At 43.2% G+C, this 17,153-nt stretch carries 12 protein-coding genes; 5 read left to right on the plus strand and 7 right to left on the minus strand.

Annotation, left to right across the window (positions count from 1 at the left end; all coding sequences use genetic code 11):
• Position 1 precedes the first annotated feature (1 nt).
• The 5 genes from H9Y05_RS01500 (at position 2) to H9Y05_RS01520 (ending at position 8,033) form a co-directional block, all read left to right on the plus strand.
• The gene (locus tag H9Y05_RS01500; protein WP_163492381.1) at positions 2-250 is read left to right on the plus strand and encodes an acyl carrier protein; all 249 of its coding nucleotides are present in this window, start codon (positions 2-4) and stop codon (positions 248-250) included.
• Between the two features lie 46 nt (positions 251-296).
• Positions 297-1,559, plus strand: a complete 1,263-nt coding sequence (locus H9Y05_RS01505) for a hypothetical protein (RefSeq protein WP_163492380.1) — start codon at positions 297-299, stop codon at positions 1,557-1,559.
• 138 nt (positions 1,560-1,697) lie between these two features.
• Positions 1,698-3,239 (plus strand): acyl-CoA carboxylase subunit beta, encoded by a 1,542-nt coding sequence (locus H9Y05_RS01510; protein ID WP_163492379.1) that lies wholly within the window; start codon positions 1,698-1,700, stop codon positions 3,237-3,239.
• 8 nt (positions 3,240-3,247) lie between these two features.
• Positions 3,248-4,270, plus strand: coding sequence for a ferrochelatase (hemH, locus tag H9Y05_RS01515; protein ID WP_216713310.1), 1,023 nt, complete (start codon positions 3,248-3,250; stop codon positions 4,268-4,270).
• Between the two features lie 280 nt (positions 4,271-4,550).
• Positions 4,551-8,033, plus strand: coding sequence for a T9SS type B sorting domain-containing protein (locus H9Y05_RS01520; protein ID WP_163492377.1), 3,483 nt, complete (start codon positions 4,551-4,553; stop codon positions 8,031-8,033).
• 1 nt (position 8,034) lies between these two features.
• Here the strand turns inward: H9Y05_RS01520 and H9Y05_RS01525 are convergent, their stop codons facing one another.
• The 7 genes from H9Y05_RS01525 to carA all read right to left on the minus strand — a co-directional run bounded on the left by H9Y05_RS01525 (position 8,035) and on the right by carA (position 17,091).
• Complete coding sequence (locus tag H9Y05_RS01525; RefSeq protein WP_163492376.1) at positions 8,035-8,589, minus strand: hypothetical protein; 555 nt, start codon at positions 8,587-8,589, stop codon at positions 8,035-8,037.
• A gap of 154 nt (positions 8,590-8,743) precedes the next feature.
• Positions 8,744-10,003, minus strand: a complete 1,260-nt coding sequence (locus H9Y05_RS01530; protein ID WP_216713311.1) for a T9SS type A sorting domain-containing protein — start codon at positions 10,001-10,003, stop codon at positions 8,744-8,746.
• Positions 10,004-10,242: 239 nt separating this feature from the next.
• Positions 10,243-11,175 carry a malate dehydrogenase gene (gene mdh, locus H9Y05_RS01535; RefSeq protein ID WP_163492374.1) on the minus strand — a complete coding sequence of 311 codons (933 nt, stop codon included), beginning with the start codon at positions 11,173-11,175 and terminating at the stop codon, positions 10,243-10,245.
• Positions 11,176-11,335: 160 nt separating this feature from the next.
• On the minus strand, positions 11,336-14,140 hold the full coding sequence (locus H9Y05_RS16440; protein WP_163492373.1) for a T9SS type B sorting domain-containing protein: 2,805 nt from the start codon (positions 14,138-14,140) through the stop codon (positions 11,336-11,338).
• Positions 14,141-14,152: 12 nt separating this feature from the next.
• The gene (locus tag H9Y05_RS01545) at positions 14,153-14,518 is read right to left on the minus strand and encodes a hypothetical protein (RefSeq protein ID WP_163492372.1); all 366 of its coding nucleotides are present in this window, start codon (positions 14,516-14,518) and stop codon (positions 14,153-14,155) included.
• A 189-nt stretch (positions 14,519-14,707) separates the two neighbouring features.
• Positions 14,708-15,991, minus strand: a complete 1,284-nt coding sequence (gene eno, locus H9Y05_RS01550) for a phosphopyruvate hydratase (protein ID WP_216713312.1) — start codon at positions 15,989-15,991, stop codon at positions 14,708-14,710.
• Positions 15,988-17,091, minus strand: coding sequence for a glutamine-hydrolyzing carbamoyl-phosphate synthase small subunit (carA, locus tag H9Y05_RS01555; protein WP_163492370.1), 1,104 nt, complete (start codon positions 17,089-17,091; stop codon positions 15,988-15,990). Before carA ends, eno begins: the two co-directional genes overlap by 4 nt.
• Positions 17,092-17,153: the final 62 nt, after the last annotated feature.

Genomic DNA, 17,153 nt, shown 5'->3' on the forward strand with positions numbered 1-17,153 from the left:
TATGACACAAGAAACATACGAATCAGATATCATTACGTTTTTAACAAACAACATCCTGGCAGAAGGAGTGGTCGTTACTCCACAAACTGTATTGCGCGAAACAGGAATTGATTCGTATTCTATTGTTGAGATTATTCTGTTCATTGAACGCCAATACAATTATGTCATGCCCGATCATTTGTTGAAATCGGAAAACTTTGTAACAGTGGCAACAATTGCAGCTCTTCTCAACAACCGGCAAATTCATTAAAAAACGCTACAACCATCGAGGTCCTTCCCCTCCTGACAGCTCAATCATGACATTTCTCCCCAAAAAAATATACCTGAACGGTTCTGATTGTTTTCACCTGATGCTGGAAAAAAGCAGGGAATTGACCCGGGAAGGTAATAACCAGTTTTACCTCTGTGTACAACTACAGACACGCGAAGCATTGGAAACAATCGAACAAACTGTTCAACAATCTCCACTGCTCGACTGGATTGCAAATATACGGTTGATCAATCCGCAGATCGGAGTTCCGTTTTTCAGGTATATGAACCAGGGAAATACCTTAACAGTCCGGCATCACGAAAATTTTACAGAACAATTTCCGGCACAGCTACTCAACGACACACTTTCCCTTAAGAACAATTCCTTTTTCAGAATAGACGCCTATTCATTTAATGGAAAACAGTACCTGCTTCTCACTTTCCACCATGTTTTATTTGATGGAAAAGGGGCAGGAATGATGCTGCAGCACCTCACCGGGCAATTACCGGTTGATAACACAACTTTCAGCAGTCTGTTTCCACAACAACTCAAGTGGAAAAATCCGCTTCGTCAGTGGCAAAACCTCATTCGGGTAAAAAAGCAGGTTGAACAGACAAATAAAGCAGAAACTGCCTATCTGGAAGTTAAAAATAACCGGGAAACGGGTTTTGGCATGACTTCACACCTTTTTTCAGAAGAGGAAACCGCGTTCATCCGCGAAAATGCCATAAAAAACGGAGTTCGTTTCGGATTAAACTTCTTCCAGGTGGCCTGTATCGCAAAAGCATTCCGAACAGTACTTACAGAAACAGATTCGCAATGGGTTCCAATCCCATACAACGGTAGAAAACGAGGAGTACCCGGGGCCATTATCTCGAATCACACCTCCTTTATTTTCCACCGGTTAAATGTCACACCGGAAACATCTTTACGCGAAATTGCAGTACAACTGCAGCAGCAGATGAACGAACAATTAAAATGCGGACTACCGGAAAAATACAACGACTTGTTACAGTTAATGCGTTTTTTCCCTGCCTGGTTCAATCATTTGGTAACCACTCAATCATCCAAAGGAAAAATTGCAAGTTTCCTGTATTCCTCGACAGAAGCTGGAGAAAAAGAAAACACGGAATTGGTGAAACAACAATGGATTTTACCTCCGTTTTCTTACCCTCCGGGATTCACAGTCAATTTCTACACCTACCACAACCGGTTGAATTTTCACATTGTTTTTTCGCGAAAACACGTTGATTCTGAACAGATCAACACCTTTAAAACAACCCTGATTCATTTACTTACACAAAAGTAACGGATTCGGGATGCCTTCTTTTACCATCCTGTTTCCTGCTTAATTCCTTGATTAAAACATTTCGAAGTGTAGTTATATTCTTATATTTGTGTCCACTCAAAACAACGAAGGAGTAGTATTAAACAGACAACTATTAGAATGGATAAAAATCAGGATTTACTCGCTCGAAGAGAAGCCGCTCAAGTGGGAGGCGGACAAGCAAGAATAGACAAACAACACCAAGGTGGAAAATTAACGGCACGTGAACGTGTGACGCTTTTATTGGACGAAGGTTCCTTCCAGGAAATCGGTCAGTTTGTTGAACACAGAGCAACGTCTTTCGGATTGGACAAGCAAAAGTTTCCGGGAGATGGAGTCATCACAGGATACGGAACAATTCACGGTCGTCTGGTTTACATTTTCTCACAAGACTTTACGGTTTTGGGAGGTTCTCTTTCAGAAACACATGCTGCCAAGATTTGCAGAATAATGGACCTGGCAATGAAAAACGGAGCACCGGTTATCGGGTTAAACGACTCGGGAGGGGCGCGTATCCAGGAAGGTGTGGTTTCATTAGCAGGATATGCTGATATTTTCTATCGAAATACACGGGCATCAGGAGTCATTCCTCAAATTTCCGTGATCATGGGACCCTGTGCCGGTGGAGCGGTTTATTCTCCGGCCCTGACAGATTTCATTTTCATGGTAGAAGACACCTCCTATATGTTTGTAACGGGACCGAATGTTGTGAAAACGGTAACCCATGAAGAAGTTAGTTCCGAAGACCTGGGAGGAGCAAAAGCGCATGCCGAAAAATCCGGGGTGAACCATTTTACAGCTTCAAATGATGTAGAATGCCTGAAGAAAGTAAGAGATCTGGTTACTTATATGCCTCAGAATGCACGTGAGTTGCCTCCTCAGCCGTCAACATTTGAATTTAACCCGTCAAAACTGGAAACAATCAAATCCGTTTTACCGGACAATACCAATCTTCCATACGACATACGAAAAGTGATCGACTCCGTTATTGATGACCATTCTTTCCGTGAAGTACATGAAGATTTTGCGAAAAACATCGTTGTCGGGTTTGCCCGCATCGAAGGAAAAACAGTAGGAATCGTTGCCAATCAACCTGCTGCATTAGCGGGTGTACTGGACATTGACGCCTCAAGAAAAGGAGCGCGATTTGTCCGTTTCTGCGATTCATTCAATATTCCGTTACTGGTGTTTGAAGATGTTCCCGGATTCTTACCCGGAACAGACCAGGAATGGAGGGGAATCATTACGCACGGAGCCAAATTGTTGTACGCATTCTCAGAAGCTACGGTTCCGAGAATTACTGTAATCACGCGCAAAGCGTACGGAGGGGCTTTTGACGTAATGAATTCCAAATCCATCGGGGCTGATTTGAACTTTGCATGGCCTACCGCTGAAATCGCTGTGATGGGTGCGAAAGGAGCAGCAGAAATCATTTTTAAACGTGAAATTTCTGAAGCTGCAAACCCGGAAGAAAAATGGAAAGAAAAAGAAGCTGAATACGCGGAATTATTTGCTAATCCATACCGTGCCGCAGAACGCGGAATTGTAGACGATGTTATTCTTCCTGAGGAAACACGCGCAAAAGTAATTGCAGGATTCAAGATGCTCGAGAACAAAGCAGAAACACTTCCTTATAAAAAACACGGAAACATCCCGCTTTAATTAATCCCATGAACAAGACCGGAGTTTTATTGATACAGTTGGGGACACCGGACAGTCCGAGCAAGAGAGACGTCCGCCCTTATTTAACGGAATTTCTGAATGACAGAAGGGTAATTGACCTGTCCTGTCTGAAACGGACCCTGTTAGTCAATTGCATCATCGTTCCCTTCCGGACAAAGAATTCATCAAAAATATACAAAGAACTGTGGGAGATCGGAAAAGGTGTCTCTCCACTGTTGGTGTATACGGAAAATCTCCGCAAGAAAGTAGCTGCCCGCTTAGCTGACCAGGCGGATGTATATGTTGCCATGCGGTATAAAAACCCGTCCATTCCTTCCGTACTGGCGGAAATGAAGAAGAAAAACTATGAAAAGATAGTGATACTTCCCTTGTTCCCGCAATATGCAAGTGCTTCTAATGGCTCTGCGATTGAAAAAGTAATGGATGAAGTAAAAAAATGGTGGGTCATTCCGAACATCGAATTCATCAGTCAGTTCTGGGATAACGAAGGTTACCTTAATGCACTGGTCGAAAATGCCCGGAAACTGAATCCTGAACAACACGACCACATTTTATTTTCCTATCACGGATTACCTGAGTCACAGGTTGATAAAGTACATCCTGACTATGCATGTCCCAACCACATTTGCCCCTCAGAATTGACAGGTAAAACCCGCTTCTGTTACAAAGCTACCTGCTATGCCACAACCCGAAAGCTGGCGGAAAAGTTAGGCTTGCAGGAAAACCAGTATACCGTTTGTTTTCAATCCAGACTTGACGATAAATGGCTCAAACCCTACTCAGATGATGTGATCGCTCAATTAGGAAAAGAAGGAAAGCGCAAACTCCTGGTGTTTAGTCCTGCATTTGTTGCCGATTGCCTGGAAACATTGGTTGAGATCGGTGTTGAGTACCAGGAACTCCTGGATGAAAATGGCGGAGGACAGGTAACACTCGTTCCAAGTTGTAATGACAGTGATTTGTTTGTTGACGGACTGGTTGAATTGCTTCATAAATCACTTGTCCGTTAGTGTTACGTCCATAAAAACAACCAACAACCTGATAAAAAGTAAATTACATCACCAGACACGTAGTTGTTAATCCAATATTGTCTTGTTTTTGTCCCCCTGTAAACTTTTTATTAACCTTCCGGTTAACGATCTTTGCTATCGGTTAACATACTCAATTTTTTGCAAAACCGGCTGTATTTAGGATTCCAACAATCGATTGATAAAGAACGAAAGAAACTAATGGATATCGGCAACTACGAAAACTAATTTGAGTCTGTTTTTTAAAATGAAATTTATCGTTATGTTAAAGAACTTACTGATCGGATGCTGCTTATTGTTTTCAAAAACATTGTTTTCTCAATGTTCAAACTTTGTGGTTGAAGACTTTGATTCATTTGAATACACAACAGTATGTCCCTATATTATTCCCAATACCACTTATCAGGATTCTCCGCAGCTAAGTCCGGGATTTGGCCCGAGCCGAACGGGAAACAGACATATTTATCTGAACTTTGCAGACGGTTATACAGGCCCCGCATTTGACCGGCCGTATAATGTATGTATCGGGGGTACCTACCGGATTTCTTTCTATCACCGGGATGCCTGGGGAGGAGCCAATAATACGACGTTTAATATTTACGATGCCAATAATGTATTGCTATCCTCGCAAACAGTTCCATGGAACGGAACGACATGGAATCACTGGGTGAGTCCCGAGCTTACAGCAACTACCACCACACTACGGTTAGAGATTGTCAATAACATGGCAAACCAGGGGAACAATGACATGGTAATTGATGATATGTCTCTCGAAATATGTTCTCTTAATGAACAAAAAGTGTTGTTGACATGTAGCCTGAATGCTCCTGTAAATCTATTTGACTTATTCTCGCCGGATATGCCGACAACAGGAACCTGGACCGGTCCTGCCACACTTGGCAACGGGCATCTGGGAACGTATGATCCTGCTTCAGGAGTAGAAGGCTTATTTACTTATTCCATTAGTGATCCTTCTCTTTGCTCCGCACCTCAGGGAACTGTATTCGTAAGCGGAGGTTCTCCCATTGATCTGGGAGATGATGTTCATTTTTGTACTGCACAAAACCATACATTAGATGCAGGAACAGGCTATGATTTCTATAACTGGTCTACGGGCGCAACAACACAAACAATCAGTGTGAATACAACCGGAACATACACTGTGATGGCAGGGAAATTAGGTGAAAACCTGGTATTAAACGGAGATTTTCAGGGAGGGACAACTGCGGCTTCTAATAATTTTACGAGTAATTATGTCCCGGGAACAGGTGGTATTTGGGGTCTTTTATCCAATCCGGGACAATTTGCAATCAGCACCTCTCCTTCCCTTACACACAATAATTTCTCTAATTGCGGAGATCACACATCCGGCAGCGGAAATATGTTCATTGCCAACGGAGCTTCAACTGCCAATACAACTGTGTGGAGTCAAACCATCAACGTAGATCCCAACCAGGACTACCTGTTCTCTTTCTGGGCGATGAATGTTACCAATGACCCGAATGTTTCCCAATTACAGCTGTTTGTAAACGGGCAACCGATCGGAGCTCCAAACACGACGCTTGTTACACCCTGCATCTGGACAGAAATCAATGATGTGTGGAATTCCGGAGGTGCTACTCAGGCAGTGTTAAGCATTGTAAACCAAAGCACCGCAGAGGGAGGAAATGACTTTGCTATTGACGACATCGTATTTGCACCGTATTGTTCATTCAACGACACCATCAATGTTTCATTTGGTAATCACAACCTCCAGTTAACCGCCAATCATACGATTTGTCAAAATAATTCCACCAATTTAGTGGCTCAGGCAACTTCGACAACTGTCAATAACTTTACTTACCACTGGAGTAACATTCCGGATGATATCAGTACACAAACTGTCAGCCCGGCAACTACCACTACCTATACGGTGTATGCCACCGGGGACGATGGTTGTAATACGGCTACGCGAACAGTAACAGTAACTGTTTCCCCTCGTCCGATGCCAAATGCAGGTGCTGATCAGATTATTTGTATCGGTGATCCGATCAGTTTAACCGGGACTGCTGCCAGTACACAAAATGCCCGTTTCTGGTCGCATAACATCACTGGTGTACCTGTTACACCAACCATGTCTTACAGTCCGAACACGACCTCGATGACTCCGACTGTGACAACCAATCAGCCCGGAATATACCTGTTTATTCTTACAGAACAAAACACAGCGTGCGGTGTATTCAAAGACACGGTTCAGGTACTGGTATCATCTACTTCACAAACGGTGAATACAACTGAATTGACGTGTTTTGGTAATAACACCGGAATGATTGCAATCAACAACCCCGATGGTGTTAATTATAGTTTTGATAACGGAACAACCTGGGTTACAAATGCTACACAAGGAGGTTTTGCAGCAGGAAATTACACGGTATGGTCTGAAAATCAACACGGATGCCGTACCTCTACAAACGTAACGGTAACCCAACCTGCTCCGCTTTCAATTATCACTTCCAATGATACGACTATTTGTGAAAACGGAACTGCTGTTCTGTCTGCTACAACACCAGGAATAAACGGGAGTTTCTTTCACTGGGATCATACCGCTGATACCCAGGCATCCCAAAATGTTTCTCCGCAACAAACAACGACTTATTCAGTATACGCAGAGGACGGAAACGGTTGTTTATCAGATACGGTGTCAATTATTATTACACTTAGAAACCCGCTTGCAGGAACAATTTCCCCTTACGATACGATTTGCCCTGGATATCCGACTACCATCGGAGTATCTGGTATTTCCGGAGGGTTGACACCTTACTCTATCACATGGAATTCAGGTGAAAACGGGACAGGAAATGCAATGACTATTTCTGCAAATCCACCTCAAACATACATGTATACAGCTACAATTACGGATGTCTGTGAATCGACGCCTTTGGTGTTATCGACACAAGTGTATGTTGCTCCGCTGCCCGTTCCTTCTATGAGTTCTCCCGATCCGGCTATTTGCGAACCGGCTTCGTTTACACTGGTCAGCACAACGGATACAGCAATGGCGCAATCCATCAGTTGGTTTATTTCCGACGGACAATTTTTCATTGACCAGGATTCCATCACCACCGATCCGATGCCCGCAGGAAATTATTCCGTTCAAATGATTGTCACCTCTCTGTTGGGATGCATTGATTCCATTACAAATGTGAATTATCTGACTGTATACCCGCTTCCGGTGGCAAACTTTATCTGGAATCCGAACCCAATCAAGATGTTTGCAACAGATGTAAACCTGATTAATCAGTCCATCAATGGGTATTCTTATGAATGGACCTTTGAAGACGGATCAATTCTTTCTTCAACTTTAGAAAATCCAAAAGTGAAATTCCCTGAGGGTATTACAGGGCAGTATGAAGCAACATTGATTACAACTACGGAACATGGGTGCAAGGATACCATTACTAAAATCATAGAAGTACTCCCGGAAGTCATCTTATATGTTCCGAACACCTTTACTCCTGATGGCGACGAGTTCAATCAACATTGGGGAATTCACATAGAAGGAGTTGATATCTATGGTTTCACACTGGATATTTACAATCGCTGGGGGGAACGGATCTGGGAATCAAAAGACCCTTCCGAAACCTGGGACGGGACGTATAACGGAAAATTAGTTCAAGAGGGAACCTATACGTGGAGCATTCAAGCTAAAGATCGTCTGAATGATGCACGGTATACCTGGAACGGAATTGTCAATGTGCTGAAGTAATTTATTCCAGCGGGATATTCTTGTAGGTCTCAATCCATTCAGGATTCGTGACATCGCGCAGTAATTTCCAAAAACTTGTGTCAATGAAAAACTGTGTATCGATGTGGTTCATTCCATAGTGATTGTACAAATATTTCTGTTGCTGGGGGCTTGGCAAAAACTGATCCTGACTCCATCCGATCTCATTTCCTCTGTTAAATGGATGATGGCTGAAACGCAGTTTCCATAAACTGTCCATTGCAAAACAATACGGCAATTTTTCCAGTGTAATTGAATCCTGGTAGATGCCACCCAATACACCGTTCAACTCAAATAAATCCATCCGGTTCCGGTTGTAAATACTCGGCCAGTCTCCTGATGCATAATGTACAAATTCTTTGAATGACAATGTTTTCCGGTGCGACTGCATTTGTCCGTCACTAAAGAAAGCAACAATTGTTAGCATTTGTCCTGTAGACTGGTAAGCAACACGCACACCAAAAACGGTCCGTAGTTCAGCTTTAAACTGGACAGATAAAAACAAAAAGGCCGATACAACAAGAAATACGGTTCTCACAATTGCTCTTTTTAGTTGTTAACGTTCAAATGACCGCTTTATTTTTACTGAATAATACGTAAAAAGACTTTAATTGGTTACTTTCAGAAAAATACACGGCAAAAAAAATACCAGTTTATAAAAACCGGTATTTTGATTGATGAGAGTTTATCAATTAGTGAATGATCAACTTAACGGGGGAAAAGTTATTTCCCGACTTGCTTTTCAAAACGAGTAAATAGGTTCCGGATGCCAATTGATCCTCTTCAAAATAGATGATGTGTGTTCCACTCAACTGATCCGAAACAGGTCGTTTTAATAATTGTTTTCCACTCAGATCGTAGATAACAATCGCGGCGTCTTCCAAAAGTTCTGGAGCATTCATTATTACTGTAAATGCCCCCGAAGAAGGATTGGGAAATACCATCAGGTTCTTTTCTTTCGTTTCACAATTGACAACAATGGGGCCGTACACTGTTTCCATCCCGTCAAAATCAAATTGACGTAAACGGTAATAAAAAGGGCTGGCAAAGCGTGCAATGTCTTTGAATCCGTATGTTCTTATCACTGTAGAGTTACCATGGGCAGGAACCCGGGTCACTCGTTCCCAGCTGGCACCGTCTCTACTGTACTCTAAATCAAAATGAGAGGCGTTTTGTTCACTGGCAGTTACCCAGTTTACTTCTGTCCCGTCATTTCCACAACCGGCATTAAATTCCTTCAATGCAACAGCTAATGGGTTAGCTCCTGTAATGGTTACATTTCTCAATACCAATCTCCATGCATTCTGGTCACTGGAGGTTGCTACATAAATACGGATACGCATTCTGTTTCCGGAAGCAACCGTCACCGGAGTAGCAAGTGTCCACCCCGGAGGAGAGGAAGAGGAGCACGTAGCTGCAGAAGGGCGACTATAACTGTAACAACTTCCACTGGCCCCTGTCAATGTAAGAGGGTGCTCTGCTGAACAGGTAGATGGGTTTCTGATCCATTGTGTTGTTGTTCCATGTACCTCATCAACTAACCAACGTACATAACCATATGGAATCGAAGAACTGCAATTTGTGCTTAACGCACCGCTTCCTTCGAACGAAAACTGGTTGACTGTAACAGGACCACCTGTATTGTTGGTAAAAGAAAATTCAACATACCGGTTTTGGCTAAGAGCTGTATTTGCATTTAAAGACGGCGCCGGTGACCCGGTAACTCTCCAGTTCCAGATCCGAAGCCCTGAGCAGCCACAATTCGTTCCAAAATCATACAACAATGTATTAGGGGCGCTGTAACCTGACCCGAAAGCGACAGGGTGAGCAATAATTCCGGCGCCTCCTGTACCGTTAATATCCGTCGATAAGGGCCAGGATGCAAGCTGTGCGAAACCTAACGAAGAAATGCCGGAAATCCAGAAGATGATTCCCCATACGTGTGTTTTCATAATGAATAAGATGCAAGTTTGTTTTTTAAGTAGCCTTATGGATAACCTCCTACACAAATAGTAATCACCTCATAATGAGCACACAAATTTAATTCATTTAGGTAGTGAAATAAAAATAACGGGTATATCAATGCGTTTTTTATTTAACAATGTCACGGCTTGCATCACAACGCGGTAACACCAACAAAAAAGGCTGTCATCAAAGTGATAACAGCCTTTCAATATGTATAGTCGACGAATCAGAGGTTCATTCCATCCAATACGTTCATTACATCTTTCACTGCAGTCGCAGATTCGTCCAACAACGCTTTTTCATCTTCTGTCAATTGCAGTTCGATGATCTTCTCGATTCCGTTTTTACCAAGAATTACAGGAACTCCCAGGTAAATATCTTTCAGACCATATTCACCTTGCAACCATGCACAAACAGGGAATACACGTTTTTGATCCCTTACGATCGCCTCTACCATTTGTGCAGCAGCAGCTCCCGGAGCATACCATGCAGATGTTCCCAATAATTTAACGATTTCTCCACCTCCTACTTTTGTACGCTCAATGATGGCATCCAGTTTATCTTTCTCAATCAGTTCTGTAACAGGAATTCCTCCAACTGTTGTATAACGAGGAAGCGGAACCATTGTATCTCCATGTCCACCCATCAATACTGCCTGAATGTCTTTCGGTGATACATTCAATTCTGTCGCTAAAAATGCACGGTAACGGGCTGTATCCAAAATACCTGCCATACCAAATACTTTTTTGGAGTCAACTTTTGCAGTCAGGTACGCGCAGTATGTCATCACATCCAATGGATTTGATACAATAACAATAATTGCGTTCGGAGAGTATTTAATGATGTTATCCGTAACTGATTTAACAATTCCGGCATTCGTAGCGATTAAGTCATCACGAGACATTCCCGGTTTTCTTGGCAATCCGGATGTAATAACTACTACATCTGAATCAGCTGTTTTGGAATAATCATTTGTAGATCCCGTTACCCGTGAATCGTACAAATTAATTGGAGCTGTTTGCCAGATATCCAATGCTTTTCCTTCTGCAAATCCTTCTTTGATGTCTAGTAAAACAATTTCATTGGCAATTTCCCGGTGAGCAAGTACATCAGCGCATGTTGCCCCAACATTTCCTGCTCCTACTACAGTTACTTTCATGTTAAATCTATTAAATTATTGAATCAGAATTTTCACTGGCGAATTTAATATAAAACTAAGAAAGTAGCGTCACAAAACAGAAGAAATTTGTTGAACAACAGACAGAAAATCCCGTTCAACAAATTTCAGCTATACAATGCATTATCATGAATTCGACCAATTACCGCAGGATGGTTACATACCCGTTCCATTCATACTTCCCGTCATTGTGAATATCGCGGGCAGAAATCTTCCAGGTGTACATCCCCGTCGGAACAGGTTTTCCATTGTACATCCCGTCCCACCCTTCGTTGCTATCATGGTTTTCGAATACCATTTCTCCCCACCTGTTAAACACCTGAAGATTGAAGGCATACACATCAACTCCCTGGATATAAACTTTCCAGTTTTGGTTGTATTCATCGCCATCAGGAGTAAAAGTATTGGGAGCATATAATGTTACTTCCGGGTACACGATCAAATTTTTTGTTATGGTGTCTGTGCATCCCATCTCAGAAGTAACGATCAGTGTTACAGGATACGTTCCTGTCTCTCCGTCCGGATACGTTACTTTTGGACGCTCCAGGTTAGAATAAGACGGAACAGCCCCGGGAAGTGACCAATCGTATTCAACATCCAAATGCGATAAATTTTGGAAATGAACTTCTGTATTGAACATCAAAACAGGATTCGGACTCCAGGAAAAATCAGCAACTGGCTTTGCCTGAACGGTTAAGAAGTCAATCATGGTCACTGAGTCGATACAACCCAACGGAGACGTTACAATCAACTGGACATTATATTTACCTTCCATTAATGTATCTGTATAGATCACCGGTTCATTAATCGCGCTTTCTCCCGTCGGGTAATACCACACATAACTTTGCGTCATTGCAGCATCCGTTTCATAATGAATTTCAAATACTGCCGGTTCGCAAAGTTCCGGCTCCACTGCACTCATTAGCGGTACCGGAAGTGGTGCAACATACACTTGTGTCGATAGTACCAATGGTGTTGTTTCACAGACATCCGTTATCGTCACTGTGTACATGTGTGTTTGCGGCGGATTGACAGTTATCTCCATAGAGGAAGCTCCGCTTGTTATATCTCCTGTATCCCATAAAATGTTGTAGGGAGCCAAACCTCCGGAGATATAAGAAACACCGATGGTAGTCGGGTATCCCGGACAAATGGTATCGTAGGGAGAAATCGTTCCTGACAGTGGTGGTCGTACGGAAACAATTATTTCTGCTGTATCGGAAAGACATCCTCCCGGACCTTCCGCATACACTTCAATGGTTAAATTATTTGTAAGGGGAACGGTTGTAACAGCAGAATCGGTACTGCTTGTATGACTCCAGTGATACAGCGTTGTCATTCCCGGAGCACTTGTATAAGCAACCAGATCAGCACTACCATTCTGGCAAATCAACGTATCTTCGGATGCAAATACATACAGCTGATCCGGTTCAGTAATCGTAACGCTGGAACTGAATGAGCAACCGTATTGATTACGTGAAAAAACCGTATATGTTCCTACTCCATACCCTCCCTGTGTAGCATTTGTAACCCAGGTTGTTCCGCCATCATAGCTGTACTCAACAGCATCCGGATTTGTAACGGTTATTGTACCGTCTGTCATTCCGGCACAGGAAGGCCCCGTCCAACTCGTCGTATGGGTTGTTCTTGAAACTGTTACCTGCACCTGATCTGTCACGGCAGGACAAACCCCGTTATTTTCCGATAATGTAAATGTATAAACTCCCGGTTGATTCACCGTTACTGTAGGCGACACTGATGATGCATTCGGTTGGAACGTTACCGTTGGCGTAGGCGTTATGCTAGTCGTATTTACTGTCCATGCGATTGTAGAACCTGCTGTGATCGTTCCATTCAACGGAATCGGTTGTCCGAGACATATCACGGTATCTGGTCCCGCGTTTGGTGTAGGGGGTGCAACCACAACAACCTGTGTAGTCGAAGGTTCATCGCATCCGGTTCCCACACCGATCAATGTGTATGTTCCGGCATTTGCTATCGTTGCGTTCGGGATTGTCGGGTTTTGCAGGTTGGAAGTAAATCCGTTCGGCCCTGTCCATTCATAGGATGCCGCTCCTGCAGTTGCATTTAGTTGAATCGTACTCCCTACACAATATGGCCCTGAATTAGATGCAGCAACACCTGCATTAGCAGTAACTACCGCTTGTCCGTTCCCGGCATTTTGTGCGGGAGTACACGGATCTCCGGACGGATTGTAACTTGATCCGCCACCACCAGCTCCACCACCATACGGAGAAGAACCAAAGCAGTCACTTCCGCCGCCGCCGCCGCCAAAGTAACCACCACCACCTCCTCCTCCCGGGGAGTTGTTATAACAAGGATCCGTAGCGCCGTTTCCTCCCTGCATGGAAGACCCCGGCTGGCCGGAATTTCCGGAAGAAATCCACGGGGGACCTCCTGCTCCTCCGGCAGTTTGTGAAGCATTTCCACCACCGACACCAAAAGGTGCACCTGCCGTTCCTGATCCGGTATTACATCCTCCGGAAGCACCTCCGGAATCCTGGGTACCACCACCGGTACCTCCTCCCCCTCCGGCAACTGCTACCAGCACACCATTTACATAGATCATTGACGAACCTCCTCCTCCAAAAGAGGCATTCCCTGTGTTATTCGCTGTTTGTCCGTTCCCTCCGTTCGGATATCCGCCAGCCACACCTGTAGCAGTCTCACCGACAATGATCGTCACTTCATCTCCGGGTTGAACAGGAACAGTAAGATCCAGAACGGCTCCCAATCCTCCGTTTGGTCCACCTCCTCCGGCACCTGATAAAACAACACTGATTGATTCAGTACAAGGGGGAACGGTATACGTCTGAGCTGATCCGGTCGGGCCAAAAACATCAATTTGCTGCCCATACAGGTTATAAAAGCTACAACTTGTGAAGAACAGTATCAGGTATAAGCTTAGTATCGAGGTTTTCATCATCGTCATATCTGTTTATTCGCAATTAGAGAAAGGGAAGGTACTTACTTGATCAACTCCCCATACTCCGATCTCAATGCATGAGATTGTATCGGAAAAGTCTCCTATCCATCCAAGTAAAATGGAATTGTTTAACGTTTCGATTGGATTTGTTAGAATGAACAATCGTTTTTCTTCGGGGTTAATGCGAATTGTTTTTATTTCTGTGTTCGCACTTAATCTTGCCTTTAACTCGTCCATGTTCGCCTCTGTCAGATTATTGATCAAACACTGTGTAAAAAACAACTTATTTGAGGAATTTTCCTGGTGGTCACTCGTTGTCTGTGAAAAAGACACATTAATAAGGGCGGTGAAAAAGAAGGATAAAGCAATGATTTTCATGCGGAGCTTCGTATTAGTTTTAAAGTAGACGTTCAATTTTCTTTCACGTTGCCTTAAAATTAACACAATCCGTCATTCATATTGCGGTAATATTTTATCCATTCTTGGTATCCTAAAAAAGAAAAGGAGCCCAACAAATTTGTTGAGCTCCTGCATTCTAAGTCTTTAACAAAGAAAACTTAACTGTTTTTATTTTTTGATAAACTTAAATCGTTTTCCCGGGTAGACTGCGGCTTCTCCCAATTCTGATTCAATTCTCAGTAACTGGTTGTATTTTGACATCCGGTCACTGCGTGATGCGGATCCCGTTTTGATTTGTCCACAGTTCAGTGCTACGGCCAAGTCCGCAATTGTATTGTCTTCTGTTTCTCCGGAACGGTGACTCATCACTGAGGTATATGAATTAGCAGTTGCCAATTGTACCGCTTCGATTGTTTCTGTCAATGTCCCGATCTGGTTTACTTTCACCAGGATTGAATTGGCTGTATCTTCTTCAATTCCTTTTTTCAGACGTTTTGTATTGGTAACAAACAGGTCATCACCAACCAATTGCACTTTATCGCCAATTGCTTCTGTCAACAATTTCCATCCTGCCCAGTCATCTTCTGCCAAACCGTCTTCAATGGAAATAATCGGGTGTTTTTCCGACCATTCTTTCCAGAAAGCAACCATTTCTTCGGAAGTACGGGATTCTCCGGTAGATTCAAATACGTATTTTCCTTCTTTGTAGAATTCGGAAGATGCTGCATCCAATGCGATCCAGACGTCCTCTCCCGGCTTGTATCCTGCTCGTGAAATAGCTTCCAATACCACCTGGATTGCTTCTTCGTTAGAACCTAAGTTCGGTGCAAAACCTCCCTCATCTCCAACATTTGTTGACATTCCTTTTTCTTTCAGTACATTTTTCAGGTGGTGGAAAATTTCCGTTCCCCAACGCAATCCTTCTGAGAAACTGGATGCACCAAACGGCATCACCATGAATTCCTGGATGTCAATCTTGTTATCCGCGTGCGAACCTCCGTTCAAAATATTCATCATTGGTACAGGAAGCGTTACAGCTCCTACTCCACCGATGTATTGAAACAAACTCAACCCACATTCCTGTGCAGCTGCGCGTGCAACAGCCAATGACGTTCCAAGGATTGCATTTGCCCCCAGGTTGGACTTATTTTCTGTTCCATCCAACTCCAGTAATGTTTTATCAATAATCTTCTGTTCTGTAACATCCATTCCAACCAATTCATCATTGATCGGTCCATTGACATTCGCAACAGCTTTTAGAACTCCCTTTCCCAAATAAACCGATTTATCACCATCACGCAACTCAACCGCTTCGTGGATTCCGGTAGATGCACCTGAAGGAACAGCTGCTCTTCCTACAATTCCGTTAGAAGTAACAACATCTACTTCGACTGTCGGATTCCCTCTTGAATCCAGAATTTGTCTCCCTACGATTTTTACAATGTAACTCATGCTTTGTGTGATTTTATATTGGTTATAAACTGATCAAATAAATACCTTGAGTCGTGTGGACCGGCAGATGCTTCCGGGTGGTACTGAACGGAAAAAACCGGTTTGTCTTTCAATGCTATTCCTGCCACTGTATTGTCATTCAAGTGAATGTGTGTCAGTTCAATTGCCGCATTGGCATCCAGGCTTTCTTTAGAGATTACAAATCCGTGGTTTTGTGAGGTAATTTCTCCTTTTCCGGTCTTCAGGTTTTTAATCGGATGATTGATTCCTCTGTGTCCGTTAAACATTTTCACCGTTTTCAATCCCTGGCTCAATCCCAACAACTGATGTCCCAAACAGATTCCGAATACCGGTTTTCCTGCATTGACGATTTGTTTCACCAATTCGATCGAAGCAGGCATTGCTCCCGGATCACCGGGGCCGTTGGACAACATATATCCATCCGGATTAAAGCTGTTCAATTCTTCCAATGTTGCATCCATCGGGAATACTTTCACATGCGCACCTCTTTCTACCAGGCAACGAACAATATTTTTCTTGATTCCGAAATCGACAACAGAGACTTTGCAGATTGGATTTTCAGGTTGCACTTCGTATGCTTCTTTGGTACATACTTTAGAAGACAATTCCAATCCGTCCATGGAAGGAACCGTTGCCAACTCCGCTTTCAGCGAATCAACGTCCAGGTTATCGGAAGAAATGATCGCGTTCATTGCTCCTTTGTGTCGGATGTGTCGGACCAATGCACGGGTATCAATATCCGAAATTCCGACTCTTTCGTACTGCACCATGTAATCTCCCAATGAACCGTTTGCAGATGTGCGGGAAAAATTAGGCGAAAATTTCTTGGTTACCAAACCTGCAATCATCATGGAGTCAGACTCAACTTCTTCTGCGTGAACACCGTAATTTCCGATGTGTGCAGTTGTCATAATCAAAATTTGTCCGAAATAAGAAGGGTCTGTAAAGACTTCCTGATAACCTGTCATCCCTGTATTGAAAGCAATTTCTCCGGTTGTTGTACCTATTTTTCCGATCGCTTTCCCGTGAAATGTAGTACCATCTTCAAGAACTAAAACTGCAGGGGTATTATTTTCCATTGTAAAGTTTTTGCAAAGTTATTATTTCCATTTTAATTATGAAATAAGAATGCACGGAAAGA

It is taken from the genome of Taishania pollutisoli, assembly GCF_014518315.1.
GTDB classification, from domain to species: Bacteria; Bacteroidota; Bacteroidia; order Flavobacteriales_D; family Crocinitomicaceae; genus Taishania; species Taishania pollutisoli.